Origin of the sequence: Achromobacter sp. Marseille-Q4962, assembly GCF_943737005.1 — a bacterium.
Taxonomy (GTDB): Bacteria; Pseudomonadota; Gammaproteobacteria; order Burkholderiales; family Burkholderiaceae_B; genus Achromobacter.
The window spans coordinates 114000-130301 of record NZ_CALSFU010000009.1; the positions used below are offsets into that span (position 1 = coordinate 114000).

11 protein-coding genes are annotated in these 16302 nt (G+C 68.5%); 10 read left to right on the forward strand and 1 reads right to left on the reverse strand.

What is annotated here, in order from left to right; translation table 11 throughout:
• The first annotated feature begins 53 nt into the window (after nt 1-53).
• From NGJ44_RS09915 to NGJ44_RS09955, 9 genes are all read left to right on the forward strand, one after another.
• Nucleotides 54-2921, forward strand: coding sequence for a 2-oxoglutarate dehydrogenase E1 component (locus NGJ44_RS09915; protein ID WP_053245778.1), 2868 nt, complete (start codon nt 54-56; stop codon nt 2919-2921).
• Nucleotides 2922-3023: 102 nt separating this feature from the next.
• Nucleotides 3024-4247, forward strand: coding sequence for a 2-oxoglutarate dehydrogenase complex dihydrolipoyllysine-residue succinyltransferase (gene odhB / locus NGJ44_RS09920; protein WP_251863816.1), 1224 nt, complete (start codon nt 3024-3026; stop codon nt 4245-4247).
• A 114-nt stretch (nt 4248-4361) separates the two neighbouring features.
• On the forward strand, nt 4362-5789 hold the full coding sequence (gene lpdA, locus NGJ44_RS09925) for a dihydrolipoyl dehydrogenase (RefSeq protein WP_053246298.1): 1428 nt from the start codon (nt 4362-4364) through the stop codon (nt 5787-5789).
• A gap of 92 nt (nt 5790-5881) precedes the next feature.
• Nucleotides 5882-6973, forward strand: a complete 1092-nt coding sequence (gene zapE / locus NGJ44_RS09930) for a cell division protein ZapE (protein ID WP_053246299.1) — start codon at nt 5882-5884, stop codon at nt 6971-6973.
• Nucleotides 6974-7124: 151 nt separating this feature from the next.
• Nucleotides 7125-7757, forward strand: a complete 633-nt coding sequence (locus NGJ44_RS09935) for a DUF4198 domain-containing protein (protein ID WP_082308508.1) — start codon at nt 7125-7127, stop codon at nt 7755-7757.
• Between the two features lie 23 nt (nt 7758-7780).
• A complete protein-coding gene (locus NGJ44_RS09940) occupies nt 7781-8062 on the forward strand; it encodes a DUF3649 domain-containing protein (protein WP_251863817.1) in 282 nt (93 codons plus the stop codon).
• Entirely contained in the window at nt 8059-9717 is a 1659-nt protein-coding gene (locus NGJ44_RS09945; RefSeq protein WP_251863818.1) for a PepSY-associated TM helix domain-containing protein, read from the forward strand. Before NGJ44_RS09940 ends, NGJ44_RS09945 begins: the two co-directional genes overlap by 4 nt.
• Nucleotides 9714-10037: a DUF3325 domain-containing protein gene (locus NGJ44_RS09950; protein WP_251863819.1), complete on the forward strand. Its 324-nt coding sequence runs from the start codon at nt 9714-9716 to the stop codon at nt 10035-10037. The genes NGJ44_RS09945 and NGJ44_RS09950 overlap by 4 nt, the downstream gene beginning before the upstream one ends.
• Before the next feature lie 75 nt (nt 10038-10112).
• Entirely contained in the window at nt 10113-11453 is a 1341-nt protein-coding gene (locus NGJ44_RS09955) for a tryptophan--tRNA ligase (protein ID WP_251863820.1), read from the forward strand.
• Nucleotides 11454-11590: 137 nt separating this feature from the next.
• On the opposite strand, the gene tex is transcribed toward NGJ44_RS09955, so the two are convergent.
• Nucleotides 11591-13975, reverse strand: coding sequence for an RNA-binding transcriptional accessory protein Tex (gene tex / locus NGJ44_RS09960; RefSeq protein ID WP_251863821.1), 2385 nt, complete (start codon nt 13973-13975; stop codon nt 11591-11593).
• 221 nt (nt 13976-14196) lie between these two features.
• Between tex and yoaA the strand changes: the two genes are divergently transcribed.
• Nucleotides 14197-16281 carry a DNA repair helicase YoaA gene (yoaA, locus tag NGJ44_RS09965; RefSeq protein WP_251863822.1) on the forward strand — a complete coding sequence of 695 codons (2085 nt, stop codon included), beginning with the start codon at nt 14197-14199 and terminating at the stop codon, nt 16279-16281.
• The last annotated feature ends 21 nt before the right edge of the window (nt 16282-16302 follow it).

Consider the following 16302-nt stretch of genomic DNA (forward strand, 5'->3'; position numbering starts at 1 on the left):
GAAGGTTTTCTCCTGCATCGTGTCGAGTGAAGCACTCGTAAAGGTGAAGCGATATGTCTTCGGAAATAGAGTCCCTATCCACGTCTTACTTGTTTGGGGGTAATGCCCCCTACGTCGAAGAGCTTTACGAAGCCTACCTCGACAACCCGGGTTCGGTGCCCGACAACTGGCGCGAATATTTCGATCAGCTCCAGCACGCCCCCGCCACCGACGGCCAGGAATCCACCCGCGATCAGGCCCACGCTCCCATCGTCGAATCCTTTGCGCAACGCGCCCGCGCCAACGCCTTCGTGCAGCGCGTCGCCGAGCCGGATCTCACCGTGGCGAGCAAGCAGGTGTCGGTGCAGTCGCTGATCGCCGCCTACCGCTCGCTGGGCTCGCGCTGGGCCGACCTCGATCCGCTCAAGCGCCAGGAACGTCCGCCCATCCCCGAACTCGACCCGGCCTTCTACGGCCTGACCGAAGCAGACCTCGACCAGACCTATTCCGCCACCAATACGTACTTCACGACCGCCAGCACCATGACGCTGCGCGACATCCTGAAGGCGTTGCGCGACACGTACTGCCGCTCCATCGGCGCCGAATTCACGCACATCTCCGACCCCGCCGCCAAGCGCTGGATCCAGGAACGCCTGGAGTCCACCCTGGGCGCGCCGAACTACACGGCCGAAGAAAAGCGCCACATCCTCCAGCAGCTGACCGAAGCCGAAGGTCTCGAGCGCTTCCTGCACACCAAGTACGTGGGCCAGAAGCGCTTCTCGCTGGAAGGCGGCGAAAGCTTCATCGCCTCGATGGACGAAGTGGTTAACCACGCCGGCGAGAACGGCGTGCAGGAAATCGTCGTGGGCATGGCCCACCGCGGCCGCCTCAACCTGCTCGTGAACATCATGGGCAAGATGCCCGGCGACCTCTTCGCCGAGTTCGAGGGCAAGCACGCCGAAGGTCTGACCGACGGCGACGTGAAGTACCACAACGGCTTTTCCAGCGACCTTTCCACGCGCGGCGGCCCGGTCCACCTGTCGCTGGCGTTCAACCCCTCCCACCTCGAAATCGTGAATCCTGTGGTCGAGGGCAGCGCGCGCGCGCGCCAGGAACGCCGCGGCGACACCGAAGGCAAGCAGGTCCTGCCCGTGCTGGTGCACGGCGACGCGGCCTTCGCCGGCCAGGGCGTGGTCATGGAAACGCTGAACCTCGCGCAGACCCGCGGCTACGGCACGGGCGGCACGCTGCACATCGTCATCAACAACCAGATCGGCTTCACCACGTCCGATCCGCGCGATTCGCGTTCCACGCTGTATTGCACCGACGTGGTCAAGATGATCGAGGCGCCCGTCTTCCACGTGAACGGCGACGATCCCGAAGCCGTGGTCTTCGTGACCAAGCTGGCCCTGGACTACCGCCTGCAGTTCCGCCACGACGTGGTGGTGGACATCGTCTGCTTCCGCAAGCTGGGCCACAACGAGCAGGACACCCCCTCGCTCACGCAGCCGCTGATGTACAAGCGCATCGGCCATCATCCCGGTACCCGCAAGCTGTACGCCGACAAGCTCACCACGCAGGGCGTGCTGGCCGAGGGCGAAGCCGACCAGCTCGTCAAGGACTACCGCCAGCTCATGGAAGACGGCCAGCGCACCATCGAGCCGGTGCTGACCGACTACAAGAGCAAGTACGCCATCGACTGGTCGCCGTTCCTGGGCGCCAAGTGGACCGACCAGGCCGACACCGCTGTGCCGCTGGCCGAGCTCAAGCGCATCGGCGAGCGCATCACCACGGTTCCCGACGGCTTCACCGTGCACCCGCTGGTGGCCAAGCTGCTGAACGACCGCCGCGCCATGGCCAAGGGCGAGCTGAACCTCGACTGGGGCATGGGCGAGCACCTGGCCTTCGCCACCCTGGTGGCCTCGGGCTACGCCGTGCGCATCACCGGCCAGGACTCCGGCCGCGGCACGTTCACGCACCGCCACGCCGTGCTGCACGACCAGAACCGCGAGCGCTGGGACGACGGCACCTACATCCCCCTGCAGAACGTCTCGGAAGGCCAGGCGCCCTTCACCGTCATCGACTCCGTGCTGTCCGAAGAGGCGGTGCTGGGCTTCGAATACGGCTATTCCAGCGCCGAGCCCAACACGCTGACCATCTGGGAAGGCCAGTTCGGCGACTTCGTCAACGGCGCCCAGGTCGTGATCGACCAGTTCATCAGCTCGGGCGAAGCCAAGTGGGGCCGCCAGTCGGGCCTGACCCTGATGCTGCCGCACGGCTACGAAGGCCAGGGGCCCGAGCACTCGTCGGGCCGCATCGAGCGATTCCTGCAGCTTTGCGCCGACAACAACATGCAGGTCATCCAGCCGACCACGGCTTCGCAGATCTTCCACGTGCTGCGCCGCCAGATGATCCGCCCGTTCCGCAAGCCGCTGGTGCTGTTCACGCCCAAGTCGTTGCTGCGCAACAAGGACGCGGGCTCGCCGCTCACCGAACTGGCCGGCGGCAGCTTCCGCCCGGTGATCGGCGAGCTGGACGAGTCCATCGACGCCGGCAAGGTCAAGCGCGTGCTGGTCTGCTCGGGCAAGGTCTACTACGACCTGGTCCACGCCCGCCGCGAGCGCGGCGCCGACAACGTCGCCATCATGCGCGTCGAGCAGCTTTATCCGTTCGCTCACAAGGCGTTCGAAGCCGAGATGCGCAAGTACCCGAAGGCCACCGAGGTCATCTGGGTCCAGGACGAGCCCCAGAACCAGGGCCCGTGGTTCTACGTGCAGCACCATGTGTACGAGAACATGGTCGAAGGCCAGAAGCTCGGCTACGCCGGCCGCCCGGCGTCGGCCTCGCCGGCCGTGGGCTACCTCGCCAAGCACCAGGAGCAGCAGAAAGCCCTGATCGAGGCGGCTTTCGCGCCCAAGTTCAAGACCATGCTGACGAAGTAAGCATCACACGCCGCATGCGACGTCCGCGGCAAGCGACCGGAACGCCCGTTTCGACCTTGCCGCGGCCCGTTACCAGAATACAAACTCTACGGAATACACAAAATGGCTATTACCGACGTCGTCGTCCCCCAACTGTCCGAGTCCGTCTCCGAAGCCACGCTGCTCACCTGGAAGAAGCAGCCGGGCGCCGCGGTTGAAGCGGACGAAATCCTCATCGAAGTCGAAACCGACAAAGTCGTGCTCGAAGTGCCGGCCCCGGCTTCGGGCGTGCTGGCTGAAATCGTCAAGGGCGACGGCAGCACCGTGACCTCCGGCGAAGTCCTGGCCCGCATCGATACCGACGCCAAGGCCGCCGCCGCTCCCGCCACCGCGCCTGCCGCCGCGCCCAAGGCCGCCGAGCAGGCCGCCGCCCCCGCCGCCGCTCCGGCTTCCAAGTCGGCCGCCGGCGTGGCTTCGCCCGCCGCCGCCAAGATCCTGGCCGAGAAGGGCGTCGATGCCGCTTCCGTGACCGGCACCGGCCGCGACGGCCGCGTGACCAAGGGCGACGCCCTGGCCGCCGAAGCGCCCAAGGCCGCCGCCAAGCCGGCCGCCGCCGCGCCCGCGCCCACCACCCTGTCGCTAGACGGCCGCCCCGAGCAGCGCGTGCCCATGAGCCGCCTGCGCGCCCGCATCGCCGAGCGCCTGCTGCAGTCGCAACAGGAAAACGCGATCCTCACCACGTTCAACGAAGTGAACATGCAGGCGGTCATCGACCTGCGCAACAAGTACAAAGAGAAGTTCGAGAAAGAGCACGGCATCAAGCTGGGCTTCATGTCGTTCTTCGTGAAGGCCGCCGTGGCCGCCCTCAAGAAGTTCCCGCTGATCAACGCCTCGATCGACGGCAAAGACATCATCTACCACGGCTACTTCGACATCGGCATCGCCGTGGGCAGTCCGCGCGGCCTGGTGGTGCCCATCTTGCGCAACGCCGACCAGCTCTCCATCGCCGATATCGAGAAGGCCATCGCCGACTTCGGCCGCCGCGCGGCCGACGGCAAGCTGGGCATCGAGGAAATGACCGGCGGCACGTTCTCCATCTCCAACGGCGGCGTGTTCGGCTCCATGCTGTCCACCCCGATCATCAACCCGCCGCAATCGGCCATCCTGGGCGTGCACGCCACCAAGGAGCGCCCCGTCGTCGAAAACGGCCAGATCGTCATCCGCCCGATGAACTACCTGGCCCTCTCCTACGACCACCGCATCATCGACGGCCGCGAAGCCGTGCTGGGCCTGGTCGCCATGAAGGACGCCCTGGAAGATCCGCAGCGCCTGCTGCTGGACCTGTAATCCGTCCGTCCTGGTCCGGGCGCCGCGGCGGGCATCCCGCCCCGCGGCGCCCGGGCCGGCCCTGCGCCGGCCCGCCCCGGACCCGCCATCCCATTCATTCTTTGCGAGAACGCTATGTCCAAACAATTTGACGTCGTCGTGATCGGCGCCGGCCCCGGAGGCTACATCGCCGCGATCCGCGCGGCGCAGCTCGGCATGTCCGTGGCGTGCATCGACGCCTGGCAGAACGGCCAGGGCGGCCCGGCCCCCGGCGGCACGTGCACCAACGTCGGCTGCATCCCGTCCAAGGCGCTGCTGCAATCGTCCGAGCACTACGAACAGGCCGGCCATCACTTCGCCGAGCACGGCATCGAGGTCAAGGGCCTGGGCCTGAAACTCGACACGCTGATCGGCCGCAAGAACACCGTGGTCAAGCAGAACAACGACGGCATCCTGTACCTGTTCAAGAAGAACAAGGTCACCTTCTTCCATGGCAAGGGCGCGTTCAGCGGCCAGGTCGAAGGCGGCTGGGGCATCAAGGTCACCGGCACCGCCGAGGAGGACCTGGTGGCCAAGCACGTCATCGTCGCCACCGGCTCGTCGGCGCGCGAGCTGCCGGGCCTGCCGTTCGACGAGAAGGTCGTGCTGTCCAACGACGGCGCGCTCAACATGAGCGCCGTGCCCAAGAAGCTGGGCGTGATCGGCGCGGGCGTGATCGGCCTCGAAATGGGCAGCGTGTGGCGCCGCCTGGGGGCGGAAGTCACCATCCTGGAAGCCATGCCGGAATTCCTGGCCGCCGCCGACCAGCAGGTCGCCAAGGAAGCGCTCAAGGCCTTCGCCAAGCAGGGCCTGGACATCCAGATGGGCGTGAAGATCGGCGAGGTCAAGGCCACGGCCAAGTCCGTGACCATTCCCTACACCGATGCCAAGGGCGCCGAGCAGAAGCTGGTGGTGGACAAGCTCATCGTCTCCATCGGCCGCGTGCCCTACACCGGCGGCCTGAACGCCGAGGCCGTGGGCCTGAAGCTCGACGAGCGCGGCTTCATCGCCGTGGACGCCGACTGCAAGACCAACCTGCCCAACGTGTGGGCGGTGGGCGATGTGGTGCGCGGCCCCATGCTGGCGCACAAGGCCGAGGAAGAGGGCGTGGCGGTTGCCGAGCGCATCGCCGGCCAGCACGGCCACGTCAACTTCGACACCGTGCCGTGGGTCATCTACACCTCGCCCGAGATCGCCTGGGTCGGCAAGACCGAGCAGCAGCTCAAGAAGGAAGGGCGCGAGTACAAGGCCGGTTCGTTCCCCTTCCTGGCCAACGGCCGCGCCCGCGCGCTGGGCGACACCACCGGCTTCGCCAAGGTGATCGCGGACGCCAAGACCGACGAAGTCCTGGGCGTGCACATCGTGGGCCCGATGGCCTCGGAACTGATCTCGGAAGCCGTGACCATCATGGAATTCCGCGGCGCCGCCGAAGACATCGCCCGCATCTGCCACGCGCACCCGACGCTGTCGGAAGCCGTGAAGGAAGCCGCGCTGGCCGTGGACAAGCGTGCGTTGAACTTCTGATGCACGACGGGGCGCCCGGGCGCCCCGGCCATCGCAGCAAGGGCGGGTTCGCGAATCCGCCCTTTTTTCATCCTGCCTGCTCCCTCATCTCCATGAACGTCCGCGAATACTACGAACATGCCCTGGCCGAGCGCGGCTACAAGCCCGACGAGGCGCAACTGCGGGCCATCGACCGGCTGCAGCGCTATTACGACGACTGGGTCAGGTTCAAGTCCATGCGTTCGAACGCCCTCAAGAAACTGCTCAACCGGCCCGATGTGCCGCGCGGCGTGTACCTCTGGGGCGGGGTGGGGCGCGGCAAGAGCTTCCTGATGGACGCGTTCTACGCCACCGTGCCCGTGGTGCGAAAGACGCGGCTGCACTTCCACGAGTTCATGCGCGGCGTGCACCGCGAACTCGAAGAAGTGAAAGGCATGCAGGATCCGCTGGACGAGGTCGCGCGCCGCCTCGCCAAGCGCTACCGGCTGATCTGCTTCGACGAATTCCACGTATCGGACGTGGCCGACGCCATGATCCTGTACCGGCTGCTCCTCAAGCTCTTCGAATACGGCACGTCGTTCATCATGACCTCGAACTACGAGCCCTCCACGCTGTATCCCGACGGCCTGCACCGCGACCGCATCCTGCCGGCCATCGAGCTGATCCAGTCGCGCATGGACGTGCTGAACGTGGACGCCGGCATCGACTACCGCCGCCGTTCGCTGGAGCAGGTGCAGTGCTACCACACGCCGCTGGACGCCAAGGCCGACCAGGCGCTGCGCGAAGCCTTCGAGCACCTGGCCGACACGCCGCCGCAGGATCCGGTGCTGCACATCGAGCACCGCGAGATCCGCGCCCTGGCGCTGGCGGGCACGGTGGTCTGGTTCGATTTCGCCACGCTTTGCGGCGGGCCGCGCTCGCAGAACGACTATCTGGAGCTGGCCAATCGCTTCCACGCCGTCATCCTTTCCGGCGTGCCGCGCATGGGACCGCGCCAGGCCTCCGAGGCGCGCCGCTTTACCTGGCTCATCGACGTGTTCTACGACCATCGCGTCAAGCTCATCATGTCGGCGGAATGCGAACCCGAGGAAATCTATACCGAAGGCGTGCTGGCCAACGAATTCCACCGCACCGTCTCCCGGATTCTGGAGATGCAGTCGCGCGAATACCTGGAGTCCGAGCGCCGCCTGGCGGTGGACCTGTAGGCTGCCGCGGCGCGGCCTTTGCGCGCCGCGGCGGCCGGGCGGCCATGCGGCGGTCTTTTTCGTAGTGAGAATGGTTATAATTCAAACCCTGTCGGCGGGCGTTCGCAGCGGGGCGGGCGCGGCCGGCGGCTCATCACAAGGAAAAGACCTCATGCAATTCGCAAGAACCCTGGCCGCGCTCGTTCTTCTGGGCAGCGCGGGCGCCGCGCAGGCGCATTTCGTCTGGATCGAGCAGGCGCCGGGCGGCGTCGCCAAAGCCTATTTCGGCGAGTGGGCCGACGACCTGCGCGAAAAGCGCGATGGCCTGCTGGGCAAGGTGCTCGCCGCGCCCGTGGTGACCGACGCCGAAGGCAAGACGCTCAAGGCTTCCGGCGAGGGCGCGGATTTCATCGCGTTCGGCGGCGCAGGCAAGGGCGACGTGCGCCTGAGCCAGCCCTACCCGTACAAAGACACCCTGGTGCGCTTCGGCGCGCGCGCCGGCCGCCAGGACACCCGGGGCAAGCTCGATCTCGAACTGGTGCCGGCCGCGGCGGGCGCCAACGCCTTCGTGCTGCAGTTCAAGGGCCAGCCCCTGCCCAGGACGGAAGTCACGGTGTTCGGTCCGCCCAAATGGGAAAAGCGGTTCCGCAGCGACGAAAACGGGCGCATCGAGATCACGACGCCGTGGCCGGGCCAGTATGTGCTGGAGGCCGCGCACGTCGAGGATAAACCCGGCGAGGCCGACGGCAAGTCCTATGCCAAGGTCCGCTATGTCACCACGCTCACCTTCGACGTAGCCAAGTGAAAGCTCCCGCTGCCGGCGCAGGCATGATGCGCTACCGAATGGCCGTCGCCTCGCGCGCGGTGGCCGCAATCCTGGGCGGTTACGGCCTGGCGTCGGCGGCGGCGGCCTGCCTGGCGGTGTGGCTGCCGATGGCGCGCGCCGACGCGGTGACCACCGCCCAGATGCTGTCCTTCGTCGTGTATGCCTGCGGCGTGATCTGGGTGTTCGCCACGCGCAACGCATGGCGGGCGTGGGGCGGCATCGTGCTGCCCGCCGCCGTTTTCGGCGGCCTGTTCCTCGCCGGCCGCGCCCTGGGGGTGGCATGAAGCCGGCCGCCAAAGCACAGGGCGAAGAAGGCCTGCGCCAGTCCATGTCCTGGCTGCACACCTGGTCGGGGCTGATCTTCGGTTGGGTGCTGTTCGCCATGTTTCTCACGGGCACCCTGGCGTTCTTCCGGCCCGAGATCACGCGCTGGATGCAGCCGGAAATCCAGACGCACAGCGCGCCCGCCGCCCAGTCGGCGGCCCTGGCGCAGCGCTATCTCGAAGCGCACGCGCCCGACGCCAGGCGCTGGTTCATCACGCCGCCCTCGGACCGCGAGCCCGTCATCCGGCTGCTGTACCAGGCGCCCAAGCCCAAGCCGGGCGAGCGCGGCTTCGTGCGGGTCGCGCTGGACCCCGCCACGGGCGAGGCGGTGCAAGGCCGCGAAACCCGCGGCGGCGATTTCTTCTACCGTTTCCACTTCGAGCTCGAAATGGGCTTCCCATGGGGGCGCTGGCTGGCGAGCATCGCCGGCATGTTCATGCTGGTGGCTATCATCAGCGGCATCATCACGCACAAGAAGATCTTCACCGACTTCTTCACCTTCCGGCCGCGCAAGGGCGGCCAGCGCGCCTGGATGGACGGGCACAACGTGCTTTCGGTGCTGGGGCTGCCGTTTCACCTCATGATCACGTTCAGCGGGCTGGTGCTGTTCATGTTCATGCTCATGCCCGCCGGCATTCTGGCGGTGTACGAAAACCAGCGGCAGTATTCCGACGAGGTCTTCAGCTCGTTCCGGATCACGCCGCCCAAGAATGCGCCGGCGCCGCTCACGCCGCTGGCGCCGCTCGTCGCGCAGGCCGAAAGCCACTGGCAGGGCCGCGTAGGCCGCGTCACCGTGAACAATCCGGGCGATGCGGGCGCCGTGGTGACCGTGTCGCGCGACGCGGCCGACGGCGTTTCGTTCGGCAGGATCTCTCCCTCCATGCGGTTCGACGGCGTGACGGGGCAGCTGCAGGACAGGCAGGACGAACTCAGCGCGGCGGTGCGGACCGCCGGCACGATCAGCGGCCTGCACCTGGGCCTGTTCGCCGCGCCGTTCCTGCGCTGGCTGTATTTCCTGGTCAGTCTGGCCGGCGCCGGCATGGTGGGCACGGGACTGGTCCTCTGGATCGCCAAGCGCCGCCAGAAGCTGCGGCCCGGCGCGGCGGAGACATTTTCGCTGCGGCTGGTGGACGGGCTCAACGCGGGCACCGTGGCCGGCCTCTTCATCGCGGTGGCGGCGGTTTTCTGGGCCAACCGGCTCGTGCCGGCCGGCCTGCCGGGGCGCGAGCTCTGGGAAACGCGCGCGTTCTTCGCGGCCTGGGGCCTGTCGCTCGCCTATGCTTTCCTGTTTCCGCGCCGCAAGTGGCAAGACCTGTTGTCGGCCGGCGCGCTGGCGCTGGGGCTGGTGCCCGTGCTCAACGCGTTGACCACGCAGCGCCACCTGGGCGTGTCGCTGCCCGCGGGCGACTGGGTCATGGCCGGGTTCGACCTGACCTGTCTGGCCGGCGGGCTGCTGCTTGCCTGGATCGCCCGCCGGGCGGCGCGCGGCCGCAAGGCGCCCGCCGCGCAGGCCAGAGCCGGCGCCGCGCCGGCGCGGCGCGGGGCGTCCGCGGCCGCCGCGGCGCCGGCTCCGTCCGCATCCACCCACTACGCGCAAGGAGGTGAAGCGCCATGATCCTCGCCGCTTTCTGCCTGGCCTACGCGGGTTTTTCCGCGCTGTGCCTGGCCATGGACCGTCATTATGAAGACGTGTTCGACCGCACGTTGCCGCGCCGCCACCGCATCCCGCTGCGCCTCTTCGGCGCGCTGGCGCTGGGCCTGTCGCTGTGCGCCTCGGCCGCCGTGTGGGGATGGAGCTACGGCACGGTCGAATGGATAGGCATACTCAGCCTGGCAGGGCTGCTGCTGATCTGGTTCCTGACCTACAAGCCGCGCGCGGCGCTCGCCGCGGGCGGGCTTTGCGCCGTGGCCGCGCCGGTGCTGGCCGCGCTCTAGCCGCAGGCTCCGGGCCGGCGTTGCGGGCGGGGCGCGTTAAACTCGGCTTTTCCCAGCGCTACTGTCTGACGGTTTATGAACACCCGCGTCCTCACTGGCATCACCACCACCGGAACCCCCCATCTCGGCAATTACGCCGGCGCCATCCGCCCCGCCGTCCGCGCCAGCACCCAGCCCGGCGCGGACGCGTTCTTCTTCATGGCCGATTACCACGCGCTCATCAAGTGCGACGACCCGGCCCGCGTGGCGCGCTCGCGCCTCGAAATCGCCGCGACCTGGCTGGCCGCCGGCCTCGACCCCGACCGCGTCACCTTCTATCGGCAATCCGACATTCCCGAGATTCCCGAACTGTGCTGGATGCTCAGCTGCGTGACGGCCAAGGGCCTGATGAACCGCGCCCACGCCTACAAGGCCTCGGTGGACCAGAACGTGGCCAAGGGCGTGGACCCGGACGACGGCGTCACCATGGGGCTGTTCTCCTATCCGGTGCTGATGGCGGCCGACATCCTCTTGTTCAATGCGAACAAGGTGCCGGTGGGGCGCGACCAGATCCAGCACCTGGAAATGGCGCGCGACATCGCCCAGCGCTTCAACCATCTGTACGGGCGCGACTTCTTCACCCTGCCCGACGTCTCCATCGAGGACGACGTGGCGACGCTGCCGGGGCTGGACGGGCGCAAGATGTCCAAGAGCTACAACAACACCATTCCCCTCTTCGAGGGCGGCTCCAAGGCGATGCGCGCCGCCATCATGCGCATCGTGACCGACTCGCGCGAGCCCGGCGAGCCCAAGGATGCCGAGAACTCCCATCTGTACACCATCTATCGCGCCTTCGCCAGCGCCGAGCAGGCGGCGGCATTCCGCCGGCAGCTCGAAGAGGGCATGGGCTGGGGCGACGCGAAAAACGCGCTGTACGAGCATCTCGAAGCCCTGGTCGCGCCCATGCGCGATCGCTACGTCGAACTGATGGCCGATCCGGCGCGCATCGAAGACATTCTCCAGGCGGGCGCGGCCAAGGCGCGCAAGCTGGCCACGCCCCTGATGCGGGAACTGCGCGAGGCCGTGGGCCTGCGCAACATCTCGGCGGCGCCCGCCGCCGCCCCGCGCGCGGGCAAGAAAGAAAAGGCCAAGGGCGCGCGCTTCGTCAGCTTCCGCGAAACCGACGGCAGCTTCCGCTTCCGCCTGCTGGCGGCCGACGGCGAAGAGCTGCTGCTTTCCGGGCGACATGCCGATCCCAAGGCCGCGGGCGCGGCATTGCGCCGCCTGCAGACCGAGGCGGCCGACCTGCGCGCGGGCGAAGACGGCACGGTTGCGGCCTACCTCGACGGTTCGGCCGCCGCGTCGATGGCCGTGGCGGACGCCGAGGCGCATCTGGAGAAAATCCGCGCCGCCCTGGCATCCCTGGCCGAGGAATAAGGCGGGGCGGGCCCGGCGAGGCGAACCGCGCCCGCCGGGCCGGGCGCCGTCGAGGCCGGCGACGGTTCCCGTCCTGCCGGCGCGCATGAAAAAGCCCGCTGCGGGGCAGCGGGCTGCGGGACGGCGATGCGGGACGATCAGCGCTTGAGCTTGGCGAAGGCGTCGGCCATGGCGCTGTTCATCAGGCCGCCGCCCTGGCCGCGGCCGCCATCGTTGCCGCGCCGGTTCGGGCGCTCGCCGCCGCGCTCGCCGCCGCGCGGCGCATCGCCGCCACGGCGGGGCGCGGGAGCCGCCGTGTCGTTCAGGCGCATGGTGAGCGCGACCCGCTTACGCGCCACGTCCACTTCCAGCACCTTCACGGTCACCGTCTGGCCCACGCGGACCACGTCGCGCGGGTCTTTCACGAACTTCTCGGACAGCGCCGAAATGTGAACCAGCCCGTCCTGGTGCACGCCGATGTCCACGAAGGCGCCGAAGTTGACGACGTTGGTCACCACGCCCTCCAGCACCATGCCGGGATAGAGGTCGTTAAGCGTTTCCACGCCTTCCTTGAACTGCGCCGTCTTGAATTCCGGGCGCGGGTCGCGGCCGGGTTTCTCCAGTTCGGCGAAGATGTCGCGTACCGTGGGCAGGCCGAAGCGCTCGTCGGTGAAGTCCGAAGGCGACACGCCCTTGAGCGCTTCGCGGCGGCCGATGATCTCCTTCACTTCGGCCTTGATGCGGGCCACGATGCGCTCGACCACCGGATAGGCTTCCGGGTGCACGGCCGAGGCGTCCAGCGGGTTCTCGCCGTTCGGAATGCGCAGAAAGCCCGCGGCCTGCTCGAACGCCTTGTCGCCGAAGCGCGGCACCTTGCGCAGGGCCTCGCGGGTGGGGAAGGCGCCGTTCTCGTCGCGGAAGGCCACGATGTTCTTGGCCAGCAGCGAATTCAGCCCCGACACACGGGCGAGCAGGGCCGCCGAGGCGGTATTCACGTCCACGCCCACGGCGTTCACGCAGTCTTCGACCACCGCGTCGAGCGAACGGGCCAGCTCGCGCTGGTTGACGTCGTGCTGGTACTGGCCCACGCCGATGGCCTTGGGATCGATCTTCACCAGTTCGGCCAGGGGATCCTGCAGGCGGCGCGCAATGGATACCGCGCCGCGCAGCGTGACGTCCAGATCGGGGAATTCCTGCGCGGCCAGCTCGGACGCCGAATAGACGGATGCGCCCGCCTCGGAGACCACCACGCGCGTGACCTTGAGCTCGGGGAAGCGCGCCATCATGTCGCCCACCAGCTTCTCGCTTTCGCGCGAGGCGGTGCCGTTGCCGATGGCGATGAGGTCCACCTGGTGGCGCGCCGCCAGGGCGGCCAGGGTATTGATGGCGCCGTCGCGGTCGCGGCGGGGCTCGAACGGATACACGGTGGCGGTGTCCACCACCTTGCCGGTCCGGTCGATGACGGCCACCTTGCAGCCCGTGCGGATGCCCGGGTCCAGGCCCAGCACCGCCTTGGGGCCGGCGGGCGCCGCCAGCAGCAGGTCTTTCAGGTTGGCGGCGAAGACGCGGATGGCCTCGTCCTCGGCGCTTTCGCGCAGCCGGCCGATGAGTTCGCTTTCGAAGGCCGTGAGCAGCTTGACGCGCCAGGTCCAGCGGCAGACCTCGCCCAGCCAGCGCTCGCGCGGCGCAGCATCGGCGGCGAACAGACCGTTGCCCAGCTTGAGGAAGCTGGCGATGCGCGCCACGCAGGGATGCGGAAGCTGTTCTTCGAGCCCGGCCTCCAGGCCCAGGCGCAGGTCCAGCACGCCCTGCTGGCGCCCGCGCAGCAGCGCCAGGATGCGGTGCGAGGGCAGGGTGCGCAGCGGCTCGCTGAAATCGAACCAGTCGCGGAAGTTGGCGCCTTCGGCCTCCTTGCCTTCGGCCACCTTGGAATAGAGCACCCCGGTGTTCCAGAGGTGCTCGCGCATGTCGGCCAGCAGGTCGGCGTTTTCCGCATAGCGCTCGGCGAGAATGTCGCGCGCGCCGTCCAGCGCCGCCTTGGCGTCGCTGATGGAGGCTTCTGGGTTCAGGTACCGGGCGGCCAGCGCGGCGGGATCGCAGGACGGATCGGCCAGGATGGCGTCGGCCAGCGGTTCCAGTCCCGCTTCGCGCGCGATCTGCGCGCGGGTGCGGCGCTTGGGCTTGTAGGGCGCGTACAGGTCTTCCAGGCGCTGCTTGGTGTCGGCCGCGGCGATTTCCTTTTGCAGCTCGGGCGTGAGCTTGCCTTGCTGGGAGATGGATTCGAGGATGGCGCCGCGGCGTTCCTCGAGCTCGCGCAGATAGCCCAGCCGCACTTCCAGGTTGCGCAGCACGCTGTCGTCCAGCCCGCCGGTGGCTTCCTTGCGGTAGCGGGCGATGAAGGGCACCGTGGCGCCGTCATCCAGCAGCTCCACGGCCGCGGCCACCTGGCTGGCGCGCACGCCCAGTTCGGTAGCCAGTTGCGCCACGATGCGGGCGTTGTCGACGCCGGCGGCGACGTTCGTGATAACGGAAGTTTCAGACATCTCGGTACGACGGCAAAAAGGGAAAACAAGGGGCGGATTGTGCCATAAGCGGGTGTTACAAAAAGTGCGCACCGGGACGGATATGTCCCTGAAGCGCCGCGCACGCGGCCGGCGCGGCGGCGCGGCAGGGGGTATCATTGGGGCCTTCGCCTCCGAGCCTGTGCCCGAACCGCGGTCCAGCCCGGTTCTCCCGCCTGCCCGAAACACGCCTGCACTCCCCCATGCTGGACCTGGAAATTTCCGAATTCTTCGCCGAAGATGGCCCGCTCGCGTCGGCCTTGCCCGGCTATGCGCCGCGCCCCTCGCAAGTGGCGCTGGCGCAGGCCATCGGGCAAGCCATCCGCGACCGCGCCACGCTCGTGGCCGAAGCCGGCACCGGCATCGGAAAAACCTGGGCCTATCTTGTACCCGCCTTCATCCAGGGCGGCAAGGTGCTCATCTCCACAGGCACCCGCACCCTGCAGGACCAGCTTTTCATGCGCGACCTGCCACGCGTGCGCGCGGCGCTGGCCGCGCCCGTCACCGCGGCCCTGCTCAAGGGCCGCGGCAACTACGTGTGCCATTACCATCTCGACCGCCTGCAGGGCGACGAGCGGGCGCTGAAATCGCGCACCGAGATCAGCCAGTTGCGCCAGATCCAGGTGTTCGCCGGTATTTCCAAGACCGGCGACCGCAGCGACCTGGCCCAGGTGCCTGAAGACGCCGACATCTGGCAGCGCGTGACATCCACCCGCGAGAACTGCCTGGGGCAGGAGTGCCCGCGCATCCGCGACTGCTTCGTGCTCAAGGCCCGGCGCCAGGCCCAGGAGGCCGACGTGGTGGTGGTGAACCACGCGCTGTTCATGGCCGACCTGGTGCTGCGCGAGGAGGGCGTGACCGATCTGCTGCCCGAAGCCGACACGGTCATCTTCGACGAGGCGCACCAGCTGCCCGATACGGCCACGCGCTTTCTGGGCAGCAGCGTGTCCACGCACCAGTTGCTGGATTTCTGCCGCACCCTGGAGGCCGCCGGCCTGGCCTATGCACGCGAGGCCGCGAAATGGAGCGACGTGGCCCGCCATCTCGAAACCGCCGCGCGCGAGCTGCGGCTGGCCTGTGCGCCGCTGGACAGGCTGCCCGGCCGCAAGGCCACTTTCGAGGCCATGCCCGACCCGGATACCTTCGACGCGGCCCTGGCGGACCTGCGCGCCGCCGTGGACGCCGCCGCGCAGGCGCTGGGCGCCGTGGCCGAGAAGCATCCGGACCTGATGGCAGCGGCGCGCAGCGGCGCGGAGATCTCGCTGCGCCTGAAGCGCTGGGCCACGCCGGCCCGCGCGGGCGCGGCGGCCGAGGACGAGGGCTGGGGGCGCGACGACCAGTCGCCTGGCGGGGCTGCCGTGGAACCGCTCGCGGGCTCGCTCGCGCCCGCGCTGATGCAGGCCGCGGCCGACGCGACGCCCTGGACCGGCCCGGCGGTGCGCTGGGTGGAGCACGGGCAGCACCATGTGCGGCTGCACTCGGCGCCGCTCTCGGTGGCGCAGGCTTTTTCCAAGTACCGCAAGCCCGGCCAGGCCTGGATCATGACTTCGGCCACGCTGTCGGTGAACGGCGAGTTCCATCACTTCACCAGCCAGCTCGGGCTGGAGCAGGCGCGCACCGGCAAATGGGAATCGCCCTTCGACTACCCCGAGCAGGGGCTGTTGTTCGTGCCGCGCGGGCTGCCCGAGCCGCAGTCGCCGGCTTTCCTGGAGCGCTTCGTCGAAACGCTGCTGCCCTTGCTGCAGGCCAGCCCCGGCGGCGCGCTCGTGCTGTGCACCACGCTGCGCGCGGTGGACAAGGTGGCGGCCCTGCTGGCCGACGCCTTTGAAGACGAGGGGCACGACTGGCCGCTGCTCAAGCAGGGCGACGGCACGCGGCGCGACCTGCTCGAGCGCTTCTGCAAGCTGAAGCATCCGGTGCTGGTCGGCAGCGCGAGCTTCTGGGAAGGAATAGACCTGCCCGGCGACGTGCTTACGCTGGTGGCCATCGACAAGCTGCCGTTCGCGCCGCCGGACGACCCGGTCATCGAGGCGCGGCTGCGGGCCTGCCGCGCCCAGGGCGGCAACCCCTTTGCCGAATACCAGTTGCCCGAAGCCGCCATTTCGCTCAAGCAGGGCGCGGGGCGGCTGATCCGCACCGAATCCGACTGGGGAGTGCTCATGGTGGGCGATACCCGGCTGGTCGAAAAGCCCTACGGCAAACGGCTGTGGCGGGGCCTGCCGCCTTTCGCGCGCACGCGCGAACTGGAAGAGGCGCTGGCCTTCTACCGGCGCAAGGGCGGCGACTGACCCGGGTCCAAAAGCGACAAG

What these genes read in the sequence shown, in the direction of transcription:
- NGJ44_RS09915 (WP_053245778.1), top strand. Translation starts at nt 54, where the DNA reads ATGTCTTCGGAAATAGAGTCCCTATCCACGTCTTACTTGTTTGGGGGT.
- odhB (WP_251863816.1), top strand. Translation starts at nt 3,024, where the DNA reads ATGGCTATTACCGACGTCGTCGTCCCCCAACTGTCCGAGTCCGTCTCC.
- lpdA (WP_053246298.1), top strand. Translation starts at nt 4,362, where the DNA reads ATGTCCAAACAATTTGACGTCGTCGTGATCGGCGCCGGCCCCGGAGGC.
- zapE (WP_053246299.1), top strand. Translation starts at nt 5,882, where the DNA reads ATGAACGTCCGCGAATACTACGAACATGCCCTGGCCGAGCGCGGCTAC.
- NGJ44_RS09935 (WP_082308508.1), top strand. Translation starts at nt 7,125, where the DNA reads ATGCAATTCGCAAGAACCCTGGCCGCGCTCGTTCTTCTGGGCAGCGCG.
- NGJ44_RS09940 (WP_251863817.1), top strand. Translation starts at nt 7,781, where the DNA reads ATGATGCGCTACCGAATGGCCGTCGCCTCGCGCGCGGTGGCCGCAATC.
- NGJ44_RS09945 (WP_251863818.1), top strand. Translation starts at nt 8,059, where the DNA reads ATGAAGCCGGCCGCCAAAGCACAGGGCGAAGAAGGCCTGCGCCAGTCC.
- NGJ44_RS09950 (WP_251863819.1), top strand. Translation starts at nt 9,714, where the DNA reads ATGATCCTCGCCGCTTTCTGCCTGGCCTACGCGGGTTTTTCCGCGCTG.
- NGJ44_RS09955 (WP_251863820.1), top strand. Translation starts at nt 10,113, where the DNA reads ATGAACACCCGCGTCCTCACTGGCATCACCACCACCGGAACCCCCCAT.
- tex (WP_251863821.1), bottom strand. Translation starts at nt 13,975, where the DNA reads ATGTCTGAAACTTCCGTTATCACGAACGTCGCCGCCGGCGTCGACAAC.
- yoaA (WP_251863822.1), top strand. Translation starts at nt 14,197, where the DNA reads ATGCTGGACCTGGAAATTTCCGAATTCTTCGCCGAAGATGGCCCGCTC.